General features: G+C 54.9%; 22 protein-coding genes. 21 read left to right on the top strand and 1 reads right to left on the bottom strand.

What is annotated here, in order from left to right:
- Nucleotides 1-6 precede the first annotated feature (6 nt).
- The 15 genes from secY (at nucleotide 7) to OO713_RS01005 (ending at nucleotide 9,769) form a co-directional block, all read left to right on the top strand.
- Nucleotides 7-1,320 carry a preprotein translocase subunit SecY gene (gene secY / locus OO713_RS00935; RefSeq protein WP_264785749.1) on the top strand — a complete coding sequence of 438 codons (1,314 nt, stop codon included), beginning with the start codon at nucleotides 7-9 and terminating at the stop codon, nucleotides 1,318-1,320.
- Nucleotides 1,317-1,904 (top strand): adenylate kinase, encoded by a 588-nt coding sequence (locus tag OO713_RS00940; protein ID WP_264785750.1) that lies wholly within the window; start codon nucleotides 1,317-1,319, stop codon nucleotides 1,902-1,904. The genes secY and OO713_RS00940 overlap by 4 nt, the downstream gene beginning before the upstream one ends.
- Entirely contained in the window at nucleotides 1,897-2,721 is an 825-nt protein-coding gene (map, locus tag OO713_RS00945) for a type I methionyl aminopeptidase (RefSeq protein WP_264785751.1), read from the top strand. The genes OO713_RS00940 and map overlap by 8 nt, the downstream gene beginning before the upstream one ends.
- A gap of 160 nt (nucleotides 2,722-2,881) precedes the next feature.
- Nucleotides 2,882-3,103 carry a translation initiation factor IF-1 gene (infA, locus tag OO713_RS00950; protein ID WP_264785752.1) on the top strand — a complete coding sequence of 74 codons (222 nt, stop codon included), beginning with the start codon at nucleotides 2,882-2,884 and terminating at the stop codon, nucleotides 3,101-3,103.
- A gap of 11 nt (nucleotides 3,104-3,114) precedes the next feature.
- The gene (rpmJ, locus tag OO713_RS00955; RefSeq protein WP_008361054.1) at nucleotides 3,115-3,228 is read left to right on the top strand and encodes a 50S ribosomal protein L36; all 114 of its coding nucleotides are present in this window, start codon (nucleotides 3,115-3,117) and stop codon (nucleotides 3,226-3,228) included.
- 138 nt (nucleotides 3,229-3,366) lie between these two features.
- A complete protein-coding gene (rpsM, locus tag OO713_RS00960; RefSeq protein WP_264785768.1) occupies nucleotides 3,367-3,744 on the top strand; it encodes a 30S ribosomal protein S13 in 378 nt (125 codons plus the stop codon).
- Between the two features lie 28 nt (nucleotides 3,745-3,772).
- Nucleotides 3,773-4,177, top strand: coding sequence for a 30S ribosomal protein S11 (rpsK, locus tag OO713_RS00965; protein WP_264785770.1), 405 nt, complete (start codon nucleotides 3,773-3,775; stop codon nucleotides 4,175-4,177).
- 109 nt (nucleotides 4,178-4,286) lie between these two features.
- Nucleotides 4,287-5,276, top strand: a complete 990-nt coding sequence (locus tag OO713_RS00970; protein WP_264785771.1) for a DNA-directed RNA polymerase subunit alpha — start codon at nucleotides 4,287-4,289, stop codon at nucleotides 5,274-5,276.
- A gap of 26 nt (nucleotides 5,277-5,302) precedes the next feature.
- Nucleotides 5,303-5,890 carry a 50S ribosomal protein L17 gene (gene rplQ / locus OO713_RS00975; protein ID WP_264785772.1) on the top strand — a complete coding sequence of 196 codons (588 nt, stop codon included), beginning with the start codon at nucleotides 5,303-5,305 and terminating at the stop codon, nucleotides 5,888-5,890.
- Nucleotides 5,891-5,906: 16 nt separating this feature from the next.
- Complete coding sequence (gene truA, locus OO713_RS00980; RefSeq protein WP_264785773.1) at nucleotides 5,907-6,767, top strand: tRNA pseudouridine(38-40) synthase TruA; 861 nt, start codon at nucleotides 5,907-5,909, stop codon at nucleotides 6,765-6,767.
- A gap of 112 nt (nucleotides 6,768-6,879) precedes the next feature.
- Nucleotides 6,880-7,323, top strand: coding sequence for a 50S ribosomal protein L13 (gene rplM / locus OO713_RS00985; protein WP_264785774.1), 444 nt, complete (start codon nucleotides 6,880-6,882; stop codon nucleotides 7,321-7,323).
- A 10-nt stretch (nucleotides 7,324-7,333) separates the two neighbouring features.
- On the top strand, nucleotides 7,334-7,810 hold the full coding sequence (rpsI, locus tag OO713_RS00990) for a 30S ribosomal protein S9 (RefSeq protein ID WP_272501301.1): 477 nt from the start codon (nucleotides 7,334-7,336) through the stop codon (nucleotides 7,808-7,810).
- Between the two features lie 16 nt (nucleotides 7,811-7,826).
- Nucleotides 7,827-9,170, top strand: coding sequence for a phosphoglucosamine mutase (gene glmM, locus OO713_RS00995; RefSeq protein ID WP_264785776.1), 1,344 nt, complete (start codon nucleotides 7,827-7,829; stop codon nucleotides 9,168-9,170).
- Nucleotides 9,167-9,466, top strand: a complete 300-nt coding sequence (locus tag OO713_RS01000) for a hypothetical protein (RefSeq protein WP_264785777.1) — start codon at nucleotides 9,167-9,169, stop codon at nucleotides 9,464-9,466. The genes glmM and OO713_RS01000 overlap by 4 nt, the downstream gene beginning before the upstream one ends.
- A gap of 54 nt (nucleotides 9,467-9,520) precedes the next feature.
- Entirely contained in the window at nucleotides 9,521-9,769 is a 249-nt protein-coding gene (locus tag OO713_RS01005; protein ID WP_264785778.1) for a zf-TFIIB domain-containing protein, read from the top strand.
- On the opposite strand, the gene coaA is transcribed toward OO713_RS01005, so the two are convergent.
- Complete coding sequence (gene coaA / locus OO713_RS01010) at nucleotides 9,766-10,713, bottom strand: type I pantothenate kinase (RefSeq protein ID WP_264785779.1); 948 nt, start codon at nucleotides 10,711-10,713, stop codon at nucleotides 9,766-9,768. The genes OO713_RS01005 and coaA overlap by 4 nt on opposite strands.
- Before the next feature lie 30 nt (nucleotides 10,714-10,743).
- Here coaA and glmS point away from each other — a divergent pair, with 30 nt between their 5' ends.
- The 6 genes from glmS to tsaD are packed head-to-tail and all read left to right on the top strand — an operon-like array spanning nucleotide 10,744 to nucleotide 16,486.
- The gene (gene glmS, locus OO713_RS01015) at nucleotides 10,744-12,594 is read left to right on the top strand and encodes a glutamine--fructose-6-phosphate transaminase (isomerizing) (protein ID WP_264785780.1); all 1,851 of its coding nucleotides are present in this window, start codon (nucleotides 10,744-10,746) and stop codon (nucleotides 12,592-12,594) included.
- Complete coding sequence (locus OO713_RS01020; protein ID WP_264785781.1) at nucleotides 12,594-12,944, top strand: holo-ACP synthase; 351 nt, start codon at nucleotides 12,594-12,596, stop codon at nucleotides 12,942-12,944. The genes glmS and OO713_RS01020 overlap by 1 nt, the downstream gene beginning before the upstream one ends.
- Complete coding sequence (gene alr, locus OO713_RS01025; RefSeq protein ID WP_264785782.1) at nucleotides 12,945-13,991, top strand: alanine racemase; 1,047 nt, start codon at nucleotides 12,945-12,947, stop codon at nucleotides 13,989-13,991.
- Nucleotides 13,988-14,440, top strand: a complete 453-nt coding sequence (gene tsaE, locus OO713_RS01030) for a tRNA (adenosine(37)-N6)-threonylcarbamoyltransferase complex ATPase subunit type 1 TsaE (protein WP_264785784.1) — start codon at nucleotides 13,988-13,990, stop codon at nucleotides 14,438-14,440. Before alr ends, tsaE begins: the two co-directional genes overlap by 4 nt.
- Nucleotides 14,424-15,005: a tRNA (adenosine(37)-N6)-threonylcarbamoyltransferase complex dimerization subunit type 1 TsaB gene (tsaB, locus tag OO713_RS01035; RefSeq protein WP_264785786.1), complete on the top strand. Its 582-nt coding sequence runs from the start codon at nucleotides 14,424-14,426 to the stop codon at nucleotides 15,003-15,005. The genes tsaE and tsaB overlap by 17 nt, the downstream gene beginning before the upstream one ends.
- The gene (gene tsaD, locus OO713_RS01040) at nucleotides 15,005-16,486 is read left to right on the top strand and encodes a tRNA (adenosine(37)-N6)-threonylcarbamoyltransferase complex transferase subunit TsaD (protein ID WP_264785787.1); all 1,482 of its coding nucleotides are present in this window, start codon (nucleotides 15,005-15,007) and stop codon (nucleotides 16,484-16,486) included. The genes tsaB and tsaD overlap by 1 nt, the downstream gene beginning before the upstream one ends.
- The last annotated feature ends 9 nt before the right edge of the window (nucleotides 16,487-16,495 follow it).

Raw genomic sequence — 16,495 nt, forward strand, 5'->3', positions numbered from 1 at the left:
TTCACCGTGTTTCAGGCCATTGCTCGCGCATTCCGCACTCCGGACTTGCGCAACAAGCTTGCGTTCACCCTTGGAATGATTGCAGTCTTCCGTTTGGGCTCGTTTATCCCGAGCCCAAACGTGGACTACACCAACGTCCAGCAGTGTTTGGCGCAAAGCAATTCGACCTCTGGTCTTTATGAACTGGTGAACCTGTTCTCCGGTGGAGCACTGCTCCAGCTATCCATCTTCGCCCTGGGCATCATGCCTTACATCACGGCGTCGATCATCACCCAGCTTCTTCGCGTGGTAATCCCACGCTTTGAGACCCTGTACAAAGAGGGTCCTCAGGGTCAGGCAAAGCTAACCCAGTACACCCGCTACCTAACCATCGCGTTGGGTCTATTGCAGGCGACCACCTTGATTGCGGTCGCTCGTCAGGGTGCGCTGTTTGGTGCCGACTGTACGTTGCCAATCTTGGTCAACACCGACCCACTAGCCATCACCCTGATGGTCATCACCATGACTGCCGGTACCGGTTTGATCATGTGGATTGGTGAGCTAATTACCGAGCGCGGTGTCGGAAACGGTATGTCGCTTCTGATCTTCACCTCTATCGCATCCACCTTCCCAGCATCACTACTGCAGATTCTGCAGACCCGCACCATCGAGATCTTTGTGATTGTCATGGCAGTTGGTTTCGTAGTGGTTGGTCTGGTTGTTTTGGTTGAGCAGTCCCAGCGTCGCATCCCGGTTCAGTATGCCAAGCGCATGGTTGGTCGCAAGGCGTATGGTGGTCAGTCCACCTACATCCCAGTGAAGGTAAACACCGCTGGCGTTATCCCGGTTATCTTCGCGTCCTCAATGCTTTACCTGCCTGCACTCTTGGCTCAGTTCAACCAGCCAGATGCAAATGGTCAGGTTGCTCCATGGGTTACCTGGATTTCTACCTACCTAACCCAGAGCGATAACCCGCTCTACATGGCTATCTACCTAGCTCTGATTATTGGTTTCACCTACTTCTATGTAGCGATCACCCTCAACCCTGAGGAGATTAGCGACAACATGAAGAAGTACGGTGGCTTTATCCCAGGTATTCGTGCCGGTAAGCCAACCACCGAGTACCTCGAGTATGTAATCAGCCGCATCACCGCTCCAGGTGCCATCTACCTTGGTCTGATCGCCCTGATTCCACTAGTTGCCTTTACCGCGATCGGAACCAACCAGAACTTCCCATTCGGTGGAACCTCGATCCTGATCATCGTTGGTGTTGGCCTTGAGACCGTCAAGCAGATCAACGCTCAGATGCAGCAGCGTAACTACGAGGGTCTACTTAAGTGACCCGACTTCTCATGATCGGCCCTCCTGGGGCTGGTAAGGGAACTCAGGCTGCGCTTTTGGCCCAGGCTTTTTCGATCCCTGCAATTTCAACCGGCGACATCTTCCGTTTCAACGTGAAGAACGAAACCGAGCTTGGCAAGCAGGCGAAGGCGTTTATGGACCGCGGCGAGTACGTACCAGACAGCCTCACTAACGCGCTTGTCCGTGACCGCCTCTCTCACCCAGATGCAGGTCTTGGCTTTTTGCTAGACGGCTACCCAAGAACCGTCGACCAGGTGCACGAGCTGGATGCCATCTTGAATGAGAGTTCTCGCTCGCTTGATGTTGTTGTGCAGCTAACTGCAGATAACGAAGAGTTGATCCGTCGCCTTGCAAAGCGCGCCGAGATCGAGGGTCGCGCCGATGACACCCCAGAGGTGATTCGCAGACGACTCGAAGTCTATGACTCTCAGACCGCTCCTCTGATCGACATCTATGCCGGTCGCGGATTGGTTGCGATGATCGACGGACTCGGTGAAATCAGTGAGGTTACCGAGCGCATCATTGAAGCACTTGAGGCCCGTGGCCTAAGCCGCAATGCGTAATAAGCACGAGATCAAATCAGAAGACCAGATTCGCAAGATGCGGGTCGCTGGTCTGCTGACGCAAAAGGCCCTCGAAGCGGTGCGTGCCGCTATCAAGCCAGGTGTCACAACACTTGAACTTGATCAGATTGCGGAAAAGACCATTCGCGATGGCGGTGGAATTCCAAACTTCCAACTGGTCCCCGGTTACTACCACACCATCTGTGCCAGCGTAAACTCCGAGGTCGTTCACGGTATCCCCACTAACCGAGTGCTTGAAGCGGGGGATTTGGTTTCCATCGACTGCGGTGCTGAGGTCGACGGCTGGAATGGCGACAGCGCCTTTTCGATGGTTGTTCCCGGTCGAGATGATACTCAGACCAAAGAGCGTCAGCGCCTTAGTGATGTTTGTGAAGGGTCACTTTGGGCCGGGATTGCAGCATTGTCAAAAGCCAAGCGACTAAACGAAGTTGGCATAGAGATCGAGAAGCACATCCTCGATCGCGGCAACTTTGGCATCTTGGAGCAGTATGTCGGACACGGCATCGGTCGCTCGATGCACGAGGATCCGGCGGTTTTCAACTATCGGGTGCGAGATCTGGGTCCAAAAGTCGAGCCTGGTCTTTGTGTTGCAATCGAGCCGATGATCACCGCGGGTAACCAAAGAACTCAGGTTCAAGAGGACGAGTGGACGGTTGCGACCAAGGATGGATCCGATGGTGCCCACTGGGAACACTCGGTCGCGGTCCATTCCAAAGGCATCTGGGTTCTCACCGCCTTGGATGGTGGCGCAGAGGGGCTGAAGCCCTTTGGTGTGACACCCGTGCCGCTGGACTGAAAAGCTGTGCAAATTTGCCAGAGTTTTTTGATTTCTAGGACTAGCATTCGCCCGCGATTTCCCCTAGGATTTTCCCTTGGCGTTTCTGCGTGAAATCCTTTTCAATTTTGGGTTGGTTTTTCGCGTGTTTGTGACGTCACAAAAGTAGTGAAGTGAGTGCATGGCCAACAAAGACGGCGTTATCGAGATCGAGGGATCGGTCGTTGAAGCCCTACCGAACGCAATGTTTCGCGTGGAGCTGACCAACGGACACCTAGTCCTAGCCCACATCTCGGGAAAGATGCGTCAGCACTACATCCGCATTCTCCCCGGAGACCGCGTGATTGTAGAGCTGAGCACCTACGACCTAACTCGCGGCCGCATCATCTACCGCTACAAGTAGAAAGTAAGAGCATGAAGGTCAACCCGAGCGTCAAGAAGATCTGCGACAAGTGCAAGGTCATCCGCCGTCACGGTCGCGTGATGGTGATCTGCGAGAACCCTCGCCACAAGCAGCGCCAGGGCTAATTGCCCTAACCCATAACTGAATAGACAAGAGCATCCCCAAGTCCCCAGTGGACTAACCCTCGGAAGAAGGCCGGGGCTCAATCTGCCAGGTTGAGATGGAGATGCTGCAGACCTTCTACTACACAGGAGAACATCCAAATGGCACGTATTGCTGGTGTAGATATTCCTCGCGACAAGCGCGTGGTTATCTCCCTAACCTACATTTACGGTATTGGTCGCACTCGCTCAAGCGAGATTCTGAAGACCACCGGAATCAACGAATCCATCCGCGTGAAGGACCTATCTGACGACCAGTTGGTTGCACTTCGCGATGAGATCGAGAAGAACTACAAGGTAGAGGGTGACCTCCGCCGCGACGTTGCAGCCGACATCCGCCGCAAGGTTGAGATCGGTTCCTACGAGGGTCTGCGTCACCGCAAGGGCCTTCCAGTGCGCGGTCAGCGCACCAAGACCAACGCTCGTACTCGCAAGGGTCCAAAGCGCACCGTGGCCGGCAAGAAGAAGGCAACCCGCTAGTAGCGGCTAAGGATTTAGGAGATAGAAAATGGCAGCACCTAAGGCATCCGCTGCGGCTCGTAAGCCTCGCCGCAAGGACAAGAAGAACGTTCCAGCAGGTCAGGCACACATCCGCTCGACCTTCAACAACACCATCATCACCATCACCGACCCAACCGGAGCAGTTATCTCCTGGTCATCTTCAGGTGATGTTGGCTTCAAGGGTTCACGTAAGTCGACCCCATTCGCAGCCCAGATGGCAGCTGAGTCAGCAGCTCGCAAGGCTCAGGAGCACGGTCTAAAGAAGGTTGACGTTTTCGTGAAGGGCCCAGGCTCTGGTCGCGAGACTGCAATTCGTTCACTTCAGGCAGCAGGCCTAGAGGTTGGCTCAATCTCCGATGTGACCCCACAGGCTCACAACGGTTGCCGCCCTCCAAAGCGCCGTCGCGTCTAATTAGCGCACCGAGCCCAACCCACAACTAAAGATTCACGCATTCAGGTGACCCCCCTGAGTGTCAAGACGAGTATCAAATAGCGGGTACTCAGATGAAAGGAACCGAATAGTGCTAATTGCACAGCGCCCAACTCTGCACGAAGAAGTACTTGGTACAAACCGTTCACGTTTTGTACTTGACCCACTAGAGCCAGGCTTTGGCTACACCCTTGGAAACTCCCTCCGCCGCACCCTTCTAAGCTCCATCCCGGGTGCCGCTGTTACCAACATCCGTATCCAGGGTGTCTCTCACGAGTTCTCGACTATCCCAGGTGTCAAGGAAGACGTTGTTGAGGTAATCCTGAACATCAAGAACCTGGTCGTCTCCTCTGAGCACGACGCTCCTGTTGTTGCACACCTCTCCAAGAACACCGCCGGTCCTGTGACCGCAGCTGACATCCAGGTGCCAGCCGGTGTTGAGGTTCACAACCCAGAGCTAGTTATCGGAACCCTGAACGCCAAGGGCAAGCTAGAGATCGAGTTCATCATTGAGCGCGGTCGCGGTTATGTTCAGGCTTCTCAGAACCGCAACCCAGATGCAGAGGCTGGCGTTATCCCAGTTGACTCCATCTACTCCCCAGTTCTAAAGGTCTCCTACCGCGTTGAGGCAACTCGTGCCGGTGAGTTCACCAACTTCGACAAGCTAATCGTCGACGTTGAGACCAAGCCATCGATTGCTCCTCGCGATGCAGTTGCATCCGCAGGTTCAACCCTGGTTGAGCTGTTCGGTCTGGCCAAGGAGCTAAACAGCGAGGCTGAGGGTATCGAGATCGGTCCAGCACCAGTAGAGGTAGCTGCATCGAACGAGCTCTCAACCCCGATTGAGGACCTTGACCTAACCGTTCGTTCCTACAACTGCCTAAAGCGTGAGGGAATCAACACCGTTTCTGAGCTGATCGCACTGAGCGAGGACCAGCTGATGAACATCCGTAACTTCGGTTCCAAGTCTGTTGACGAGGTCCGCGAGAAGCTTGCAGGTCTAGGCCTTCGCTTCAAGGACGCAGTTCCAGGCTTCGATGGCGCCTACTTCGGTGGCGGATTCGACGACGACCAGATCTAAACGCTTAGAAATCCAAGGAGAAAGAAATGCCTACCCCAACTAAGGGCCCACGTCTCGGAGGCGGTCCAGCCCACGAGCGCCTAATGCTAAACAACATGGCGACCTCGCTATTCAAGCACAAGCGAATCGTCACCACCGAGACCAAGGCAAAGCGTCTACGCCCAGTTGCCGAGCGTCTAGTCACCTTCGCAAAGCGCGGAGACCTAGCTGCTCGTCGTCGCGTCATGACTCAGATCCTGGACAAGGGTGTGGTTCACGAGCTATTCACCGAGATTGCACCACTGGTTGCAGAGCGTCAGGGCGGTTACACCCGCATCACCAAGCTCGGCTACCGCAAGGGTGACAACGCTCCAATGGCAGTCATCGAGCTAGTACTCGAGGCAGTGAACCCAAAGCCAAAGACCAACAAGGCTAAGCTCGTCAACAACGTTGCAACCGCTGGTGCAGCAGCTTCCGCTGCAGCCGCCGAGGTTGAGGCAGTTGAAGAGGCAGCAGTAGAGGCAGAGGCAACCGAGGCAGCATCAGCAGAGGTCGTTGAGACCCCAGCGGCTGAGGAGGTAGCAGAGGCTCCTGCAGCCGAGGAGAGCGCTGAGGCTGAAGAGCCAAAGGCCTAAGTCAAAAGGACTACAAATGAGTGAACCCGCTGGTCTAACCGGCGGGTTTTCTCGTTTCCGGATCGATTTCGCCTATGACGGAACTGACTTCGCAGGCTTCTCCAAACAGCCAGAACTAAGGACGGTTCAGGGTGAACTACTTAGAGCACTGAGCGTAATCTTCGGAGACGACGATGCCGATTTTGGCATGCGGGTTGCCGGTCGAACCGATGCCGGAGTGCATGCCCTTGGTCAGGTTTGCCACGTTGATATCACTTCCGAGCAGCTGAAGAGGGCTGGACGATCGGGATTCACCGCATCACGGCTGCAGAGCCTTTTGCCCAACGAGATTGTCATTCACTCGATTGAGGCTGTCTCGGGAGACTTTGATGCGAGATTCTCGGCCGTCGGTCGCTCATACCGCTATCTGATAGTTGATGACTTGTCCCCTCGCTCTGCACTTTGCTCGCGCTATGAGCTCTGGATCCCCGGGGAACTGGATGTCGAGTTGATGAGTGAGGCCGCGAAGGTCTTGGTCGGATTGCATGACTTTGGGGCTTTTTGTAAGCCGCGTGAGGGAGCAACCACCATCAGACATCTCAAGACTCTGAAAGTCACCCGCTTTGCCGACAATGTCGAGGTATACCTTGAGGCAGATGCTTTCTGTCACAACCAGGTCAGATCGATGGTCGGCGCCTTGATTGCAGTTGGCCAAAAAAAGCTCACAATCAGCGAACTAGCGCAGATTCTCAAGGCTGCAAAACGAGTTTCCAAGTTCAAAGTCGTGGCTCCGCACGGACTTGCATTGACCGGTGTCGACTACCCAGATCCGAGCATGTGGCGCTCTCAGGCAGAAAAAGCCAGAAATTTGCGTTCCAGCGAGGAAATTTCCGTTTGACCTATTGGGTAATCCTGTCCTAAACTTGCACCTTGGTTCGGCTATGCCGAAAGGTTTGAAACCGCGTTAGATCTCGCGGAATCACACAAAAGAAACTACGAGGTAATTTAGCGTGCGTACTTATTCGCCAAAGGCCAGCGAGCTGAGCCACGAGTGGTTCGTCATTGACGCCACCGATGTTGTTCTAGGTCGTCTTGCAACCCACGCAGCTGCTCTGCTGCGCGGCAAGCACAAGCCAACCTTCGCTGCTCACATGGACAATGGTGACTTCGTCATCATCATCAACGCAGACAAGGTTGCACTGACCGGCTCAAAGCTTGCTCAGAAGAAGGCATACCGTCACTCTGGTTACCCAGGTGGTCTAACCGCGACCACTTACTCCGAGCTTCTGGAGAAGAACCCAGAGCGCGCAATCGAGAAGGCAATCCGCGGCATGCTGCCAAAGAACTCTCTCGGTGACCAGCAGCTAGGAAAGCTAAAGGTTTACAAGGGTGCAAACCACCCACACGTGGCACAGCAGCCAAAGCCATTCACCATTTCTCAGATCGCCCAGTAAGGACTAGACCGTGGCAGAGAACACCGCAATCGAGGCAGAGACCTCCTACACCACCGAGTCTGCACCAGCTAAGGCCGTGCGCTCACGCGGAGACCTATCCCAGCCAGGTGCTGGCACCGGCCGTCGCAAGGAGGCCGTTGCTCGCGTTCGCCTAGTACCAGGCAGCGGCAAGATCACCGTAAACGGTCGTACCTTCGAGGACTACTTCCCAAACAAGCTTCACCAGCAGCTCATCACCGACCCATTCAAGGTCCTTGAGCTACAGGGTGCTTACGACGTAATCGCACGCATCGATGGCGGCGGCAGCGCCGGCCAGGCTGGTGCACTGCGCCTTGGAATCTCTCGTGCACTAAACGAGATTGACAAGGACAACAACCGTCCTACCCTGAAGAAGGCTGGCTTCCTAAGCCGCGACGCTCGTGTTATCGAGCGCAAGAAGGCTGGTTTGAAGAAGGCCCGCAAGGCTAGCCAGTTCTCCAAGCGCTAACGAATACGCTTCTGCCATGGGCAGGCTATTTGGCACCGACGGCGTTCGGGGCATCGCTAACAAGGACATAACCGCAGATTTTGCGCTCAAATTAGCGCAGGCTGCGGCTTTTGTCCTTTCTGAGGAGGCTCGCTCTCGTGGCGATCGCCCTAGAGCGGTCATCGGCCACGACCCCAGAATCTCAAGCGACTTTATTTCTGCTGCCGTAGCGGCAGGCCTGGCCTCATCCGGCGTTGATGTTTTCGATGCTGGCGTTATTCCAACGCCAGGAGCTGCCTACCTGACCGCTGATCTCGATGCTGACTTCGGTGTCATGATTTCTGCCAGCCACAACTCCGCTCCCGATAACGGAATCAAGTTCTTCTCACGCGGTGGTCACAAGCTTCCCGATGCCACCGAGGACAAGATTGAAGCAGCGCTGGGCAGCGCCCTCACTCCAATCGGTTCCGAGGTTGGGCGAGTCACCAGATTCGCAGACGCCGAGGACCGCTACCTGCTTCACCTCTTGGGCACCATCCCACATCGCCTGGATGGAGTGAAGGTTGTCCTCGACTGCGCAAATGGCGCAGCCAGTGCAATCTCTCCTCAGGCATTCTCTGACGCCGGGGCCAAGGTCATCACCATTGGCAATGACCCAGATGGAAATAACATCAACCAGGGCTGCGGTTCCACTCACCTCTCTGCTTTGCAGGCGGCAGTGGTTGCACACGGTGCCGACCTTGGCATTGCGCACGATGGCGATGCGGACCGGTGCCTGGCCGTTGACCACACCGGAGCCATCGTTGATGGTGATCACATCATGACCGTGCTAGCCCTGGCGCTAAAGAACTCAGGTCAGCTAGCTAGGAACACCCTGGTTACCACCGTCATGAGCAATCTCGGTTTGAAGATTGCTATGCAGAATGCCGGTATTGGAATCATCGACACCAAGGTCGGCGATCGCTACGTTCTTGAAGCAATGCGCGAGGGTGGTTACTCCCTCGGTGGAGAGCAGTCAGGCCACATCATCTTCTCGCAGTATGCAACTACCGGTGACGGAGTCTTGACGGGTCTTCACCTGGCCGCACAGGTGGCTGCAACGGGTAAGTCGCTGCGCGAATTGGTTGCGGTTATGCCTAACTTCCCACAGGTCTTGGTCAATGTCCCAGGGGTTGATAAGTCGAAGGTCGACTCAGATCCTGAGTTGCAGGCCCTGGTATTGCAGGCCAGTGAAGAATTGGGTGACCGAGGTCGAGTACTACTTCGTGCTTCGGGAACCGAGAATCTGGTTCGCGTGATGGTGGAAGCTTCAGATCAGGGCACCGCCCAGAGCTGGGCTGATCGGATTGCTCTACTTGTTGAGCGCAGGCTCGCACTTTGAAAACCTTTCAACTTCGTCGCTACGAGCTAGATCCGCAGCTGGCCGATGAGTTCGTTGCCTGGGTGCACCGGGACGTCATGCCAATTCGAAAGCAGTTTGGTTTCAAAGCCGAGTGGATGTATTTAGCGGCTGACAAGTCTGAGCTCACCTGGCTGGCATCGCTAGCTGGAGACGAAGAACATTTCAAGCAGATTGAGGCTGACTATTCAGCTTCGGAGGCTAGGGCTCAGGCTGCATCCAGAATGCCCAAGGCTCTTATCAAAGCCAACGTTAGCTTTGTAAACAGCTCCCTCTAAGCAATCTCTCAGCTCCATGGGGGTTAATTACGGAAACCTTCCTGAGGAGCTCAAATGGAATTGATTTGCCCCAAGTGCGGCGCGGGAATGCGCACCTACGAAATAAACGGTATCCACATCGATCAGTGCACCTCGTGCCGAGGCGTGTTTTTAGATCGTGGTGAGTTGGAGCACCTCATCGATGCCGAGCAGGCGTTCTATAAGCCGGCCCCTTCAGTGCCTCAGCAGCCGCAGCAGCAACCACAGTATTACTACGGTCAGAAAAAGAAGAAGAGCCTTCTAACCGAGCTCTTTGATTTCTAAACCTTACGGATTAGAACCTTTTCGACTCGGTGGTTTTCACCCTTTTGCATGACCAGGGTTGCTCGTGATCGAGTGGGTTCAATGTTCTCTCTGAGGTTTGGGAGGTTGATGTCTTTCCAGAACCCGCGAGCTCGATCCATGGCCTGATCTTTGGTGAGCTCGGTGGTTAGTTGGTGGAAATACGACTTTGGGTTGGTGAAGGCTGATTCCCAAAGCTTCTCAAATCGGTTTAGGTACCAGGTCTCGATGTTGGCGATTTCGGCATCAATGAAAATCGTGAAATCGAAAAAGTCACTAAGCGCCAACTCCTGACCAATTGAGGGTGGCTGCAAAACATTTAGACCTTCGAGGATCAAAACATCTGGAGTGGTGACTTCCTCTACCTCGCCGGGGACGATGTCATAAGAGAGGTGGGAGTAAACCGGTGCACTGACGCCCGTCTTGCCGGATTTGATCTCGCTGACAAACTGCAACAGGCGCTTACGGTCGTAGCTCTCGGGGAATCCCTTGCGGTGCATGATTCCGCGGCGCTCAAGCTCAGCGTTTGGATAAAGAAAGCCGTCGGTGGTTACCAGTTCAACGTGCTTGGTTTCATCCCAGCGCTGCAGCAGCTCTCTCAGAAGGCGTGAAACAGTTGACTTCCCCACCGCGACCGAACCCGCAACTCCGATGATGAATGGGGTTCTCGCCGCCCTCTCGCCAAAAAAGTTGCTGGTGTCCTGATGCAGCTCTTGGGTCTTTGAGGCATAGATAGAGAGCAGCTGACTCAGTGGAAGGTAAACCTCCTGGACCTCTTTCAGGTCCAAGAAATCGCCCAGACCACGAATGTTGTCTATTTCGATTTCACTCAACGGTAACGCGCTGGAGTTGGCAAGCTCCGCCCAGTCCTCGCGATCTATTGCAAGGTAGGGGGAAAGGCTCTCTAGGCCGTGGGCTCCACTCACAAGGGGTAATTCTGCCGTAGATTTAGACGCATGTGTGGAATCGTGGGCTATGTAGGTCCAGGGTCTTCCCTCGATGTTCTAATCTCGGGCCTTCGAAGGCTCGAGTATCGAGGCTATGACTCTGCGGGGGTATCAGTAATCGACCCAGAGGTCGGTCTGCAGACAAGAAAGCGTGCCGGCAAACTATCGGTTCTGGTTGAAGAATTAGAAAAGAACCCCATCAAGGACGCCCACATTGGTATTGGTCACACTCGCTGGGCCACTCACGGTGCACCGACTGATGGCAACGCGCACCCTCACCTGGGCGGTTCGCACCAAAAGCTATCGCTGATTCACAACGGCATCATCGAGAACTTCTCCGAGCTGAAGTCAGAACTTCTTTCCCTAGGAGTCAAGTTTTCCTCGGAAACTGACACCGAGGTCGCAGCGCATTTGATTGCTCGCGAGTATGACGCTTCGGGCGATCTCTCCTCCGCCTTCAGATCGGTAGTCAACCGGCTTCACGGTGCATTCACCCTGCTTTGCATTCATGAAGACCACCCGGGCGTCATTTATGCGGCCCGTCGAAACGCACCGTTGGTGATCGGTTTTGGTGAGCACGAGAACTTCCTCGGTAGCGATGTTGCCGCCTTCGTTGAACACACCAAGCGGGCAGCATCAGTTGGTCAAGATCAGATTGTTGAACTTCGTGCCGACTCTGTGAAGGTCATTGATTTTGCTGGCAACCCGGTTGAAGTCGATGAGTTCACCGTGAGCTGGGATGCATCGGCTGCCTCCAAGGGTGGCTGGTCATCCTTCATGGCTAAGGAAATCGCTGATCAGCCGCAGGCCGTTGCGGACACCTTGATGGGTCGTCTGAGTTCAGATGGCTCTGTGAAGCTGAGCGAATTCGCCGGTCTAGACACTCTAAAAGATGTAAACCGCATCATCATTACCGCCTGTGGCACAGCTGCCTACGCAGGTGAGGTTGCCAAGTACGCCATCGAAAAGTGGGCAAAGCTCCCGACCACCGTTGAGCTTGCTCATGAGCTGCGCTATCGCGACCCAGTCATTGACGACAAGACCTTGGTTGTTGCCATCAGTCAGTCCGGTGAGACCATGGACACCTTGATGGCAATTCGCTACGCCAAGGAGCGCGGTGCCAAGGTTTTGAGCATCTGCAACACCCAGGGTGCAACTTTGGCCAGAGAGTCTGATGCAACCATCTACACTCACGCAGGTCCTGAGGTTGCTGTGGCATCAACCAAGGCGTTCACCGCTCAAATCACCGCCGGTTACCTGGTCGCTCTTTCGCTTGCCGCACTTCGACAGAGCATGCCTCAGCCAGAGTTGAACGAGCTTGGCAAGGAGCTACTGAAGTTGCCGCGCGCAGTCAAAGAGGTATTGGAATCGGTTGACCGCATGCGTGAGCTTGGTAAAGAGCTAGCAAATGCCAAGTCAGTGCTGTTCCTTGGCCGCAATACCGGGTTCCCAATTGCGATGGAGGGTGCGCTCAAGCTCAAAGAGCTTGCTTATATCCACGCTGAGGGCTTCGCCGCCGGAGAACTCAAACACGGTCCTATCGCTCTTATCGAAGAGGGTCAGCCGGTCATCGTTGTGGTGCCATCGCAGAGCGCACCAGATGCGATTCACTCCAAGGTGATTTCGAACATTCAAGAAATCAAGGCTCGCGGCGCTCGCGTAATTGCGATTGCCGAGCGCGGGGATGACGAGGTCGCAAAGTTTGCCCACGAGGTCTTCTACGTACCAGCACTCCAGCCCATGATCTCAGCTCCGCTTTCGGTCATTCCCCTTCAGGTCTTCGCTCTTGAGCTATCAAGTGCGAAAGGTCTAGATGTCGACCAGCCGAGAAATCTGGCAAAGAGCGTTACGGTCGAGTAGTGATTGTTGGGGTTGGAACTGACCTTTGTTCAATCTCGCGGTTGAGCGAAGCGCTTTCCAGAACTCCAGCCCTCAAAGAGCGACTCTTTCACTTTTCAGAGCACTCACTCCCTATCAACTCCCTAGCGGCTAGATTCGCCGCGAAGGAGGCCATTGCAAAAGCTCTGGGCGATCCAAGGCTTTTGAACTGGAATGAGATTGCTCTATCAAAGGACTCCAACGGCAAGCCAGAGTTCGAATTTTTCGGTGCAACCAAAGAGCGCTTAGATGCGCTCGGCTACCGATACCTGGTCAGCATCTCGCACGAGCAAGAACTTGCAAGTGCGTTTGTTGTGGTGGAGGCTAGCTAGATGCGCGAAATACGAGTGGATCTGGATGCGGTGGTCAGAAACTACCGCGCCTTCAAGGCTCGCACCAGCGCTGAGGTTTGCGCCGTAGTGAAGGCAAATGGATACGGCCATGGCATGCACGAAGTTGCAACTGCACTGGATCACGCTGGAGTTGATGTCTTGGCGGTGGCTGACCTAGATGAAGCGCTCGCCCTTCGCGCCAGTGGTATCCAGGCAAGGATTATCTGTTGGCTTCTTGGCAAAGATGACGACTTTGAGCTTGCGGCCCAGAGTGATATCGAGCTTGGGATTTCAACCTTTGATGCGCTTGAGGGTGCATTGGCGGTTGGTGCAAAAATCCACATCAAGGTCGACACCGGGCTATCTCGCAATGGATTTGCGAGGGACGACTGGCACAAGCTGTTCGAGCGAATCGCAGGCATGGAGATCTTCGGTCTGTTTTCACACCTCTCAAATACCTCAGCCGCCGATGATCTAAACCAGTTTGCGCTTTTCGAAGAGGCGACTGAGCTGGCAAGCGGCCACGGAGTCACAATCTTGCAGCGCCACCTGGCAGCAACCGCAGGCTTTATCGATTATCCCCAAATGCACCTGGACATGGTGCGCATTGGTATCGGCTTATATGGGCTTTCACCATTTGAGGACCGCGCAGTTGATTGGCTGTCTCCAGCAATGTCTGCCCACGCCGAAATCATCAACCTAAAGCGCATCTCAAAAGGCCAAGGGGTTTCCTACGGCTATCGATTCCGACCAGCGCAAGACACGAACATCGCGCTGGTGCCATTTGGTTACTCCGAGGGAATGCCGAGGGTCTCAGTCGGCCACTTTGTCGCCCTAGCTGATAAGCGTTACCCGGTTGTCGGCCGAGTTGCGATGGACCAGTTCTTGATCGACCTGGGCGATGACGAGTATCCACTTGGTACCAAGGTTGAGATCTTTGGTGAGAGGGTCCCGGTTGAGCTCTTGGCGCAGAGTGCTGGAACCATCAACTATGAGATTGTCACCAGGATTGGTGGTCGCGCTGATCGGGTTTACATTCAGCGATGAAGTTTGTTATCTCTGACCCAGATCAAATGCACGAACTGGGTATTCAAATCGCCGGTGTCCTCAGTGCCGGTGATCTAGTGCTACTGAACGGACCACTTGGTGCAGGCAAAACCACTCTCACTCGAGGGATAGGTGAGGGCCTTGGCGCTCAGGGCACGGTCCAATCTCCTACCTTCGTTTTGGCCAGGACCCATCGAACAACCGCTGGACCGAAGCTGGTTCACGTTGATGCCTATAGGCTGCAGTCCGCGCTCGAGCTCGATGATCTAGATATCGATTTTGCAAACTCGATCGTGGTTGTGGAGTGGGCCAGGGACTATGTCGATGGCATTGCCGATCATTGGCTAACTGTGAACATCGATCGCACTGCTTTAGACGATGTGCGCGAAGTCTCAATTTTGGGTAACGGTTCACGCTGGGAGGGGGTGGAGATTGCTTCTCGCGATTGACACCTCTGCTGGCACCTCAGCCGCAGTCATCTCAAATGGGGTTCGCTCAATTTCAGTGTTTGATGACCCCTTTGGTCATGCCGAAAATGTTGGTCTCGCCATACAGGCGGCGCTCGCCGAGGCATCAGTAGACATGAGTGAGATCACCGCTGTGGTTTTGGGGCGCGGCCCAGCCCCATACACCGGGCTGCGAGTTGGTATGGCGGCGGGCCTTGGTATCTCAGGTGCACTTGGAATCCCGGCTTACGGAGTTATGGTTTTGGACGCGGTTGCCCATTCGCTGGGCGATGGCAAATTTGTGCTCAGCTCTGATGCCAAGCGGCGTGAGTTATTCGTCGCTGCCTATCAGGCTGGCGAGCGGGTGTTTGGCCCGAGTGTTTTAGGCCCCCAAGAGCTTGAGCAGTTTGCCGACTACCAATCGATTACTGCCAGGTGCGATGCTGGATTGCTCGGAGTGTATGCGGAGCATGCCTTGTCAAAGGGCATCGATCTCAGCGACACCTCGGCTTTGTATCTGCGTTCTCCAGATGTTTCGCCCTCGCCAGGAAAGAAGGTGAGCGCTTAGTGGAAATTCGAAAACTCACGAGTGCTGATCTGGATGCGGTGATGCAGCTTGAGCACTCATCGTTTCCCTCTGATGCCTGGAGCGCTGAGTCAATGAGTGCTGAGCTGGACTCATCTAACTGTGAGTACGTTGGGTTATTCGATGGTTATTTAGTTGGCTATGCCGGGCTGAGCACGATCCCAGGGTCGTTTAGTTCCGACATCCAAACCATCGCCATCGCGGAGCAAGCTCGTGGCCAGGGCTTAGGCAAGCGCCTGATGACAGAGCTTTTGGCCAAGGCTCAGGCACTTGGTTCAGAGCAGGTATTGCTCGAGGTCAGAGTGGACAACGAGGTGGCAATCGGGCTCTATAAGTCAATTGGTTTTGAGCGCATCGATGTTCGCAAACGCTACTACCAACCCGATGATGTTGATGCCCTGATCATGCGCCTCAAGATTCACCAGCCACTGGTTCTTGGTATCGAGAGCACCTGCGATGAGACCGGAGTCGGGATCGTTCGCGGCAATCGCCTGCTTGCAAATGCCCTGCACAGCTCGATGGACGAGCACTCAAAATATGGGGGAGTTGTCCCCGAGGTCGCGGCCCGCGCTCACCTTGAGGCGATTAAGCCGACTTTGGAAAAGGCCCTCGGTGAGGCCGGGGTGGCGATGCGAGACATCGACGCTATTGCCGTAGCAAACGGGCCTGGCTTGGCTGGGGCGTTGATGGTTGGAATTGGGGCTGCCAAGGGTCTTGCACTCGCGCACAATAAACCGATCTATGCGGTGAATCACTTGATTGGCCACGTTGGTGCCGATGTTTTAGAGCGCGGTTACGTTCAACTTCCAACGATTGCTCTGTTGGTATCTGGCGGCCACACCTCACTGTTGCTGGTCAGAGATCTCTTGGGTGATGCTCAGCTGTTGGGCGAGACCATTGATGATGCCGCCGGTGAAGCTTTTGACAAGGTGGCACGCGTGCTTGGGTTGCCCTACCCCGGTGGTCCACAGATTGACAAACTTGCCCAGAGCGGAGACCCGAAAGCCATCCGCTTTCCACGCGGTCTATCGCTTCCCAAGGACATGGCCAAGCACCGCTTTGATTTCTCGTTTTCTGGCCTCAAGACGGCGGTCGCTCGCTACGTGGAAAAGGCAGAGCATGATGGGCTAGAGATCAACCCGTCCGACGTAGCAGCCTCATTCAGGGAGGCCGTTGTTGACGTGCTGCTAACCAAGGCTTTAGATGCCTGCGAGCTACATGGCGTGAAACGACTACTTCTGGGTGGTGGCGTGGTTGCGAATGCGAGATTGCGTGAAGTTGCCACCGAGCGCTGCAACGCGGCAGGGATTGAGCTGAGGATTCCGCGCTTCTCACTCTGCACCGACAACGGTGCGATGATCGCCTCTTTGGGTGCCCAACTAGTTATGGCTGGTCATAAGCCAAGCTCACTGGGCTTCGGAGCTGAATCAACCCTTGAAGTGACCACGGTTCAGACTCCCTAGTTTCTCCCA

The organism is Aquiluna sp. KACHI24 (genome assembly GCF_025997915.1).
Lineage (GTDB): Bacteria > Actinomycetota > Actinomycetes > Actinomycetales > Microbacteriaceae > Aquiluna.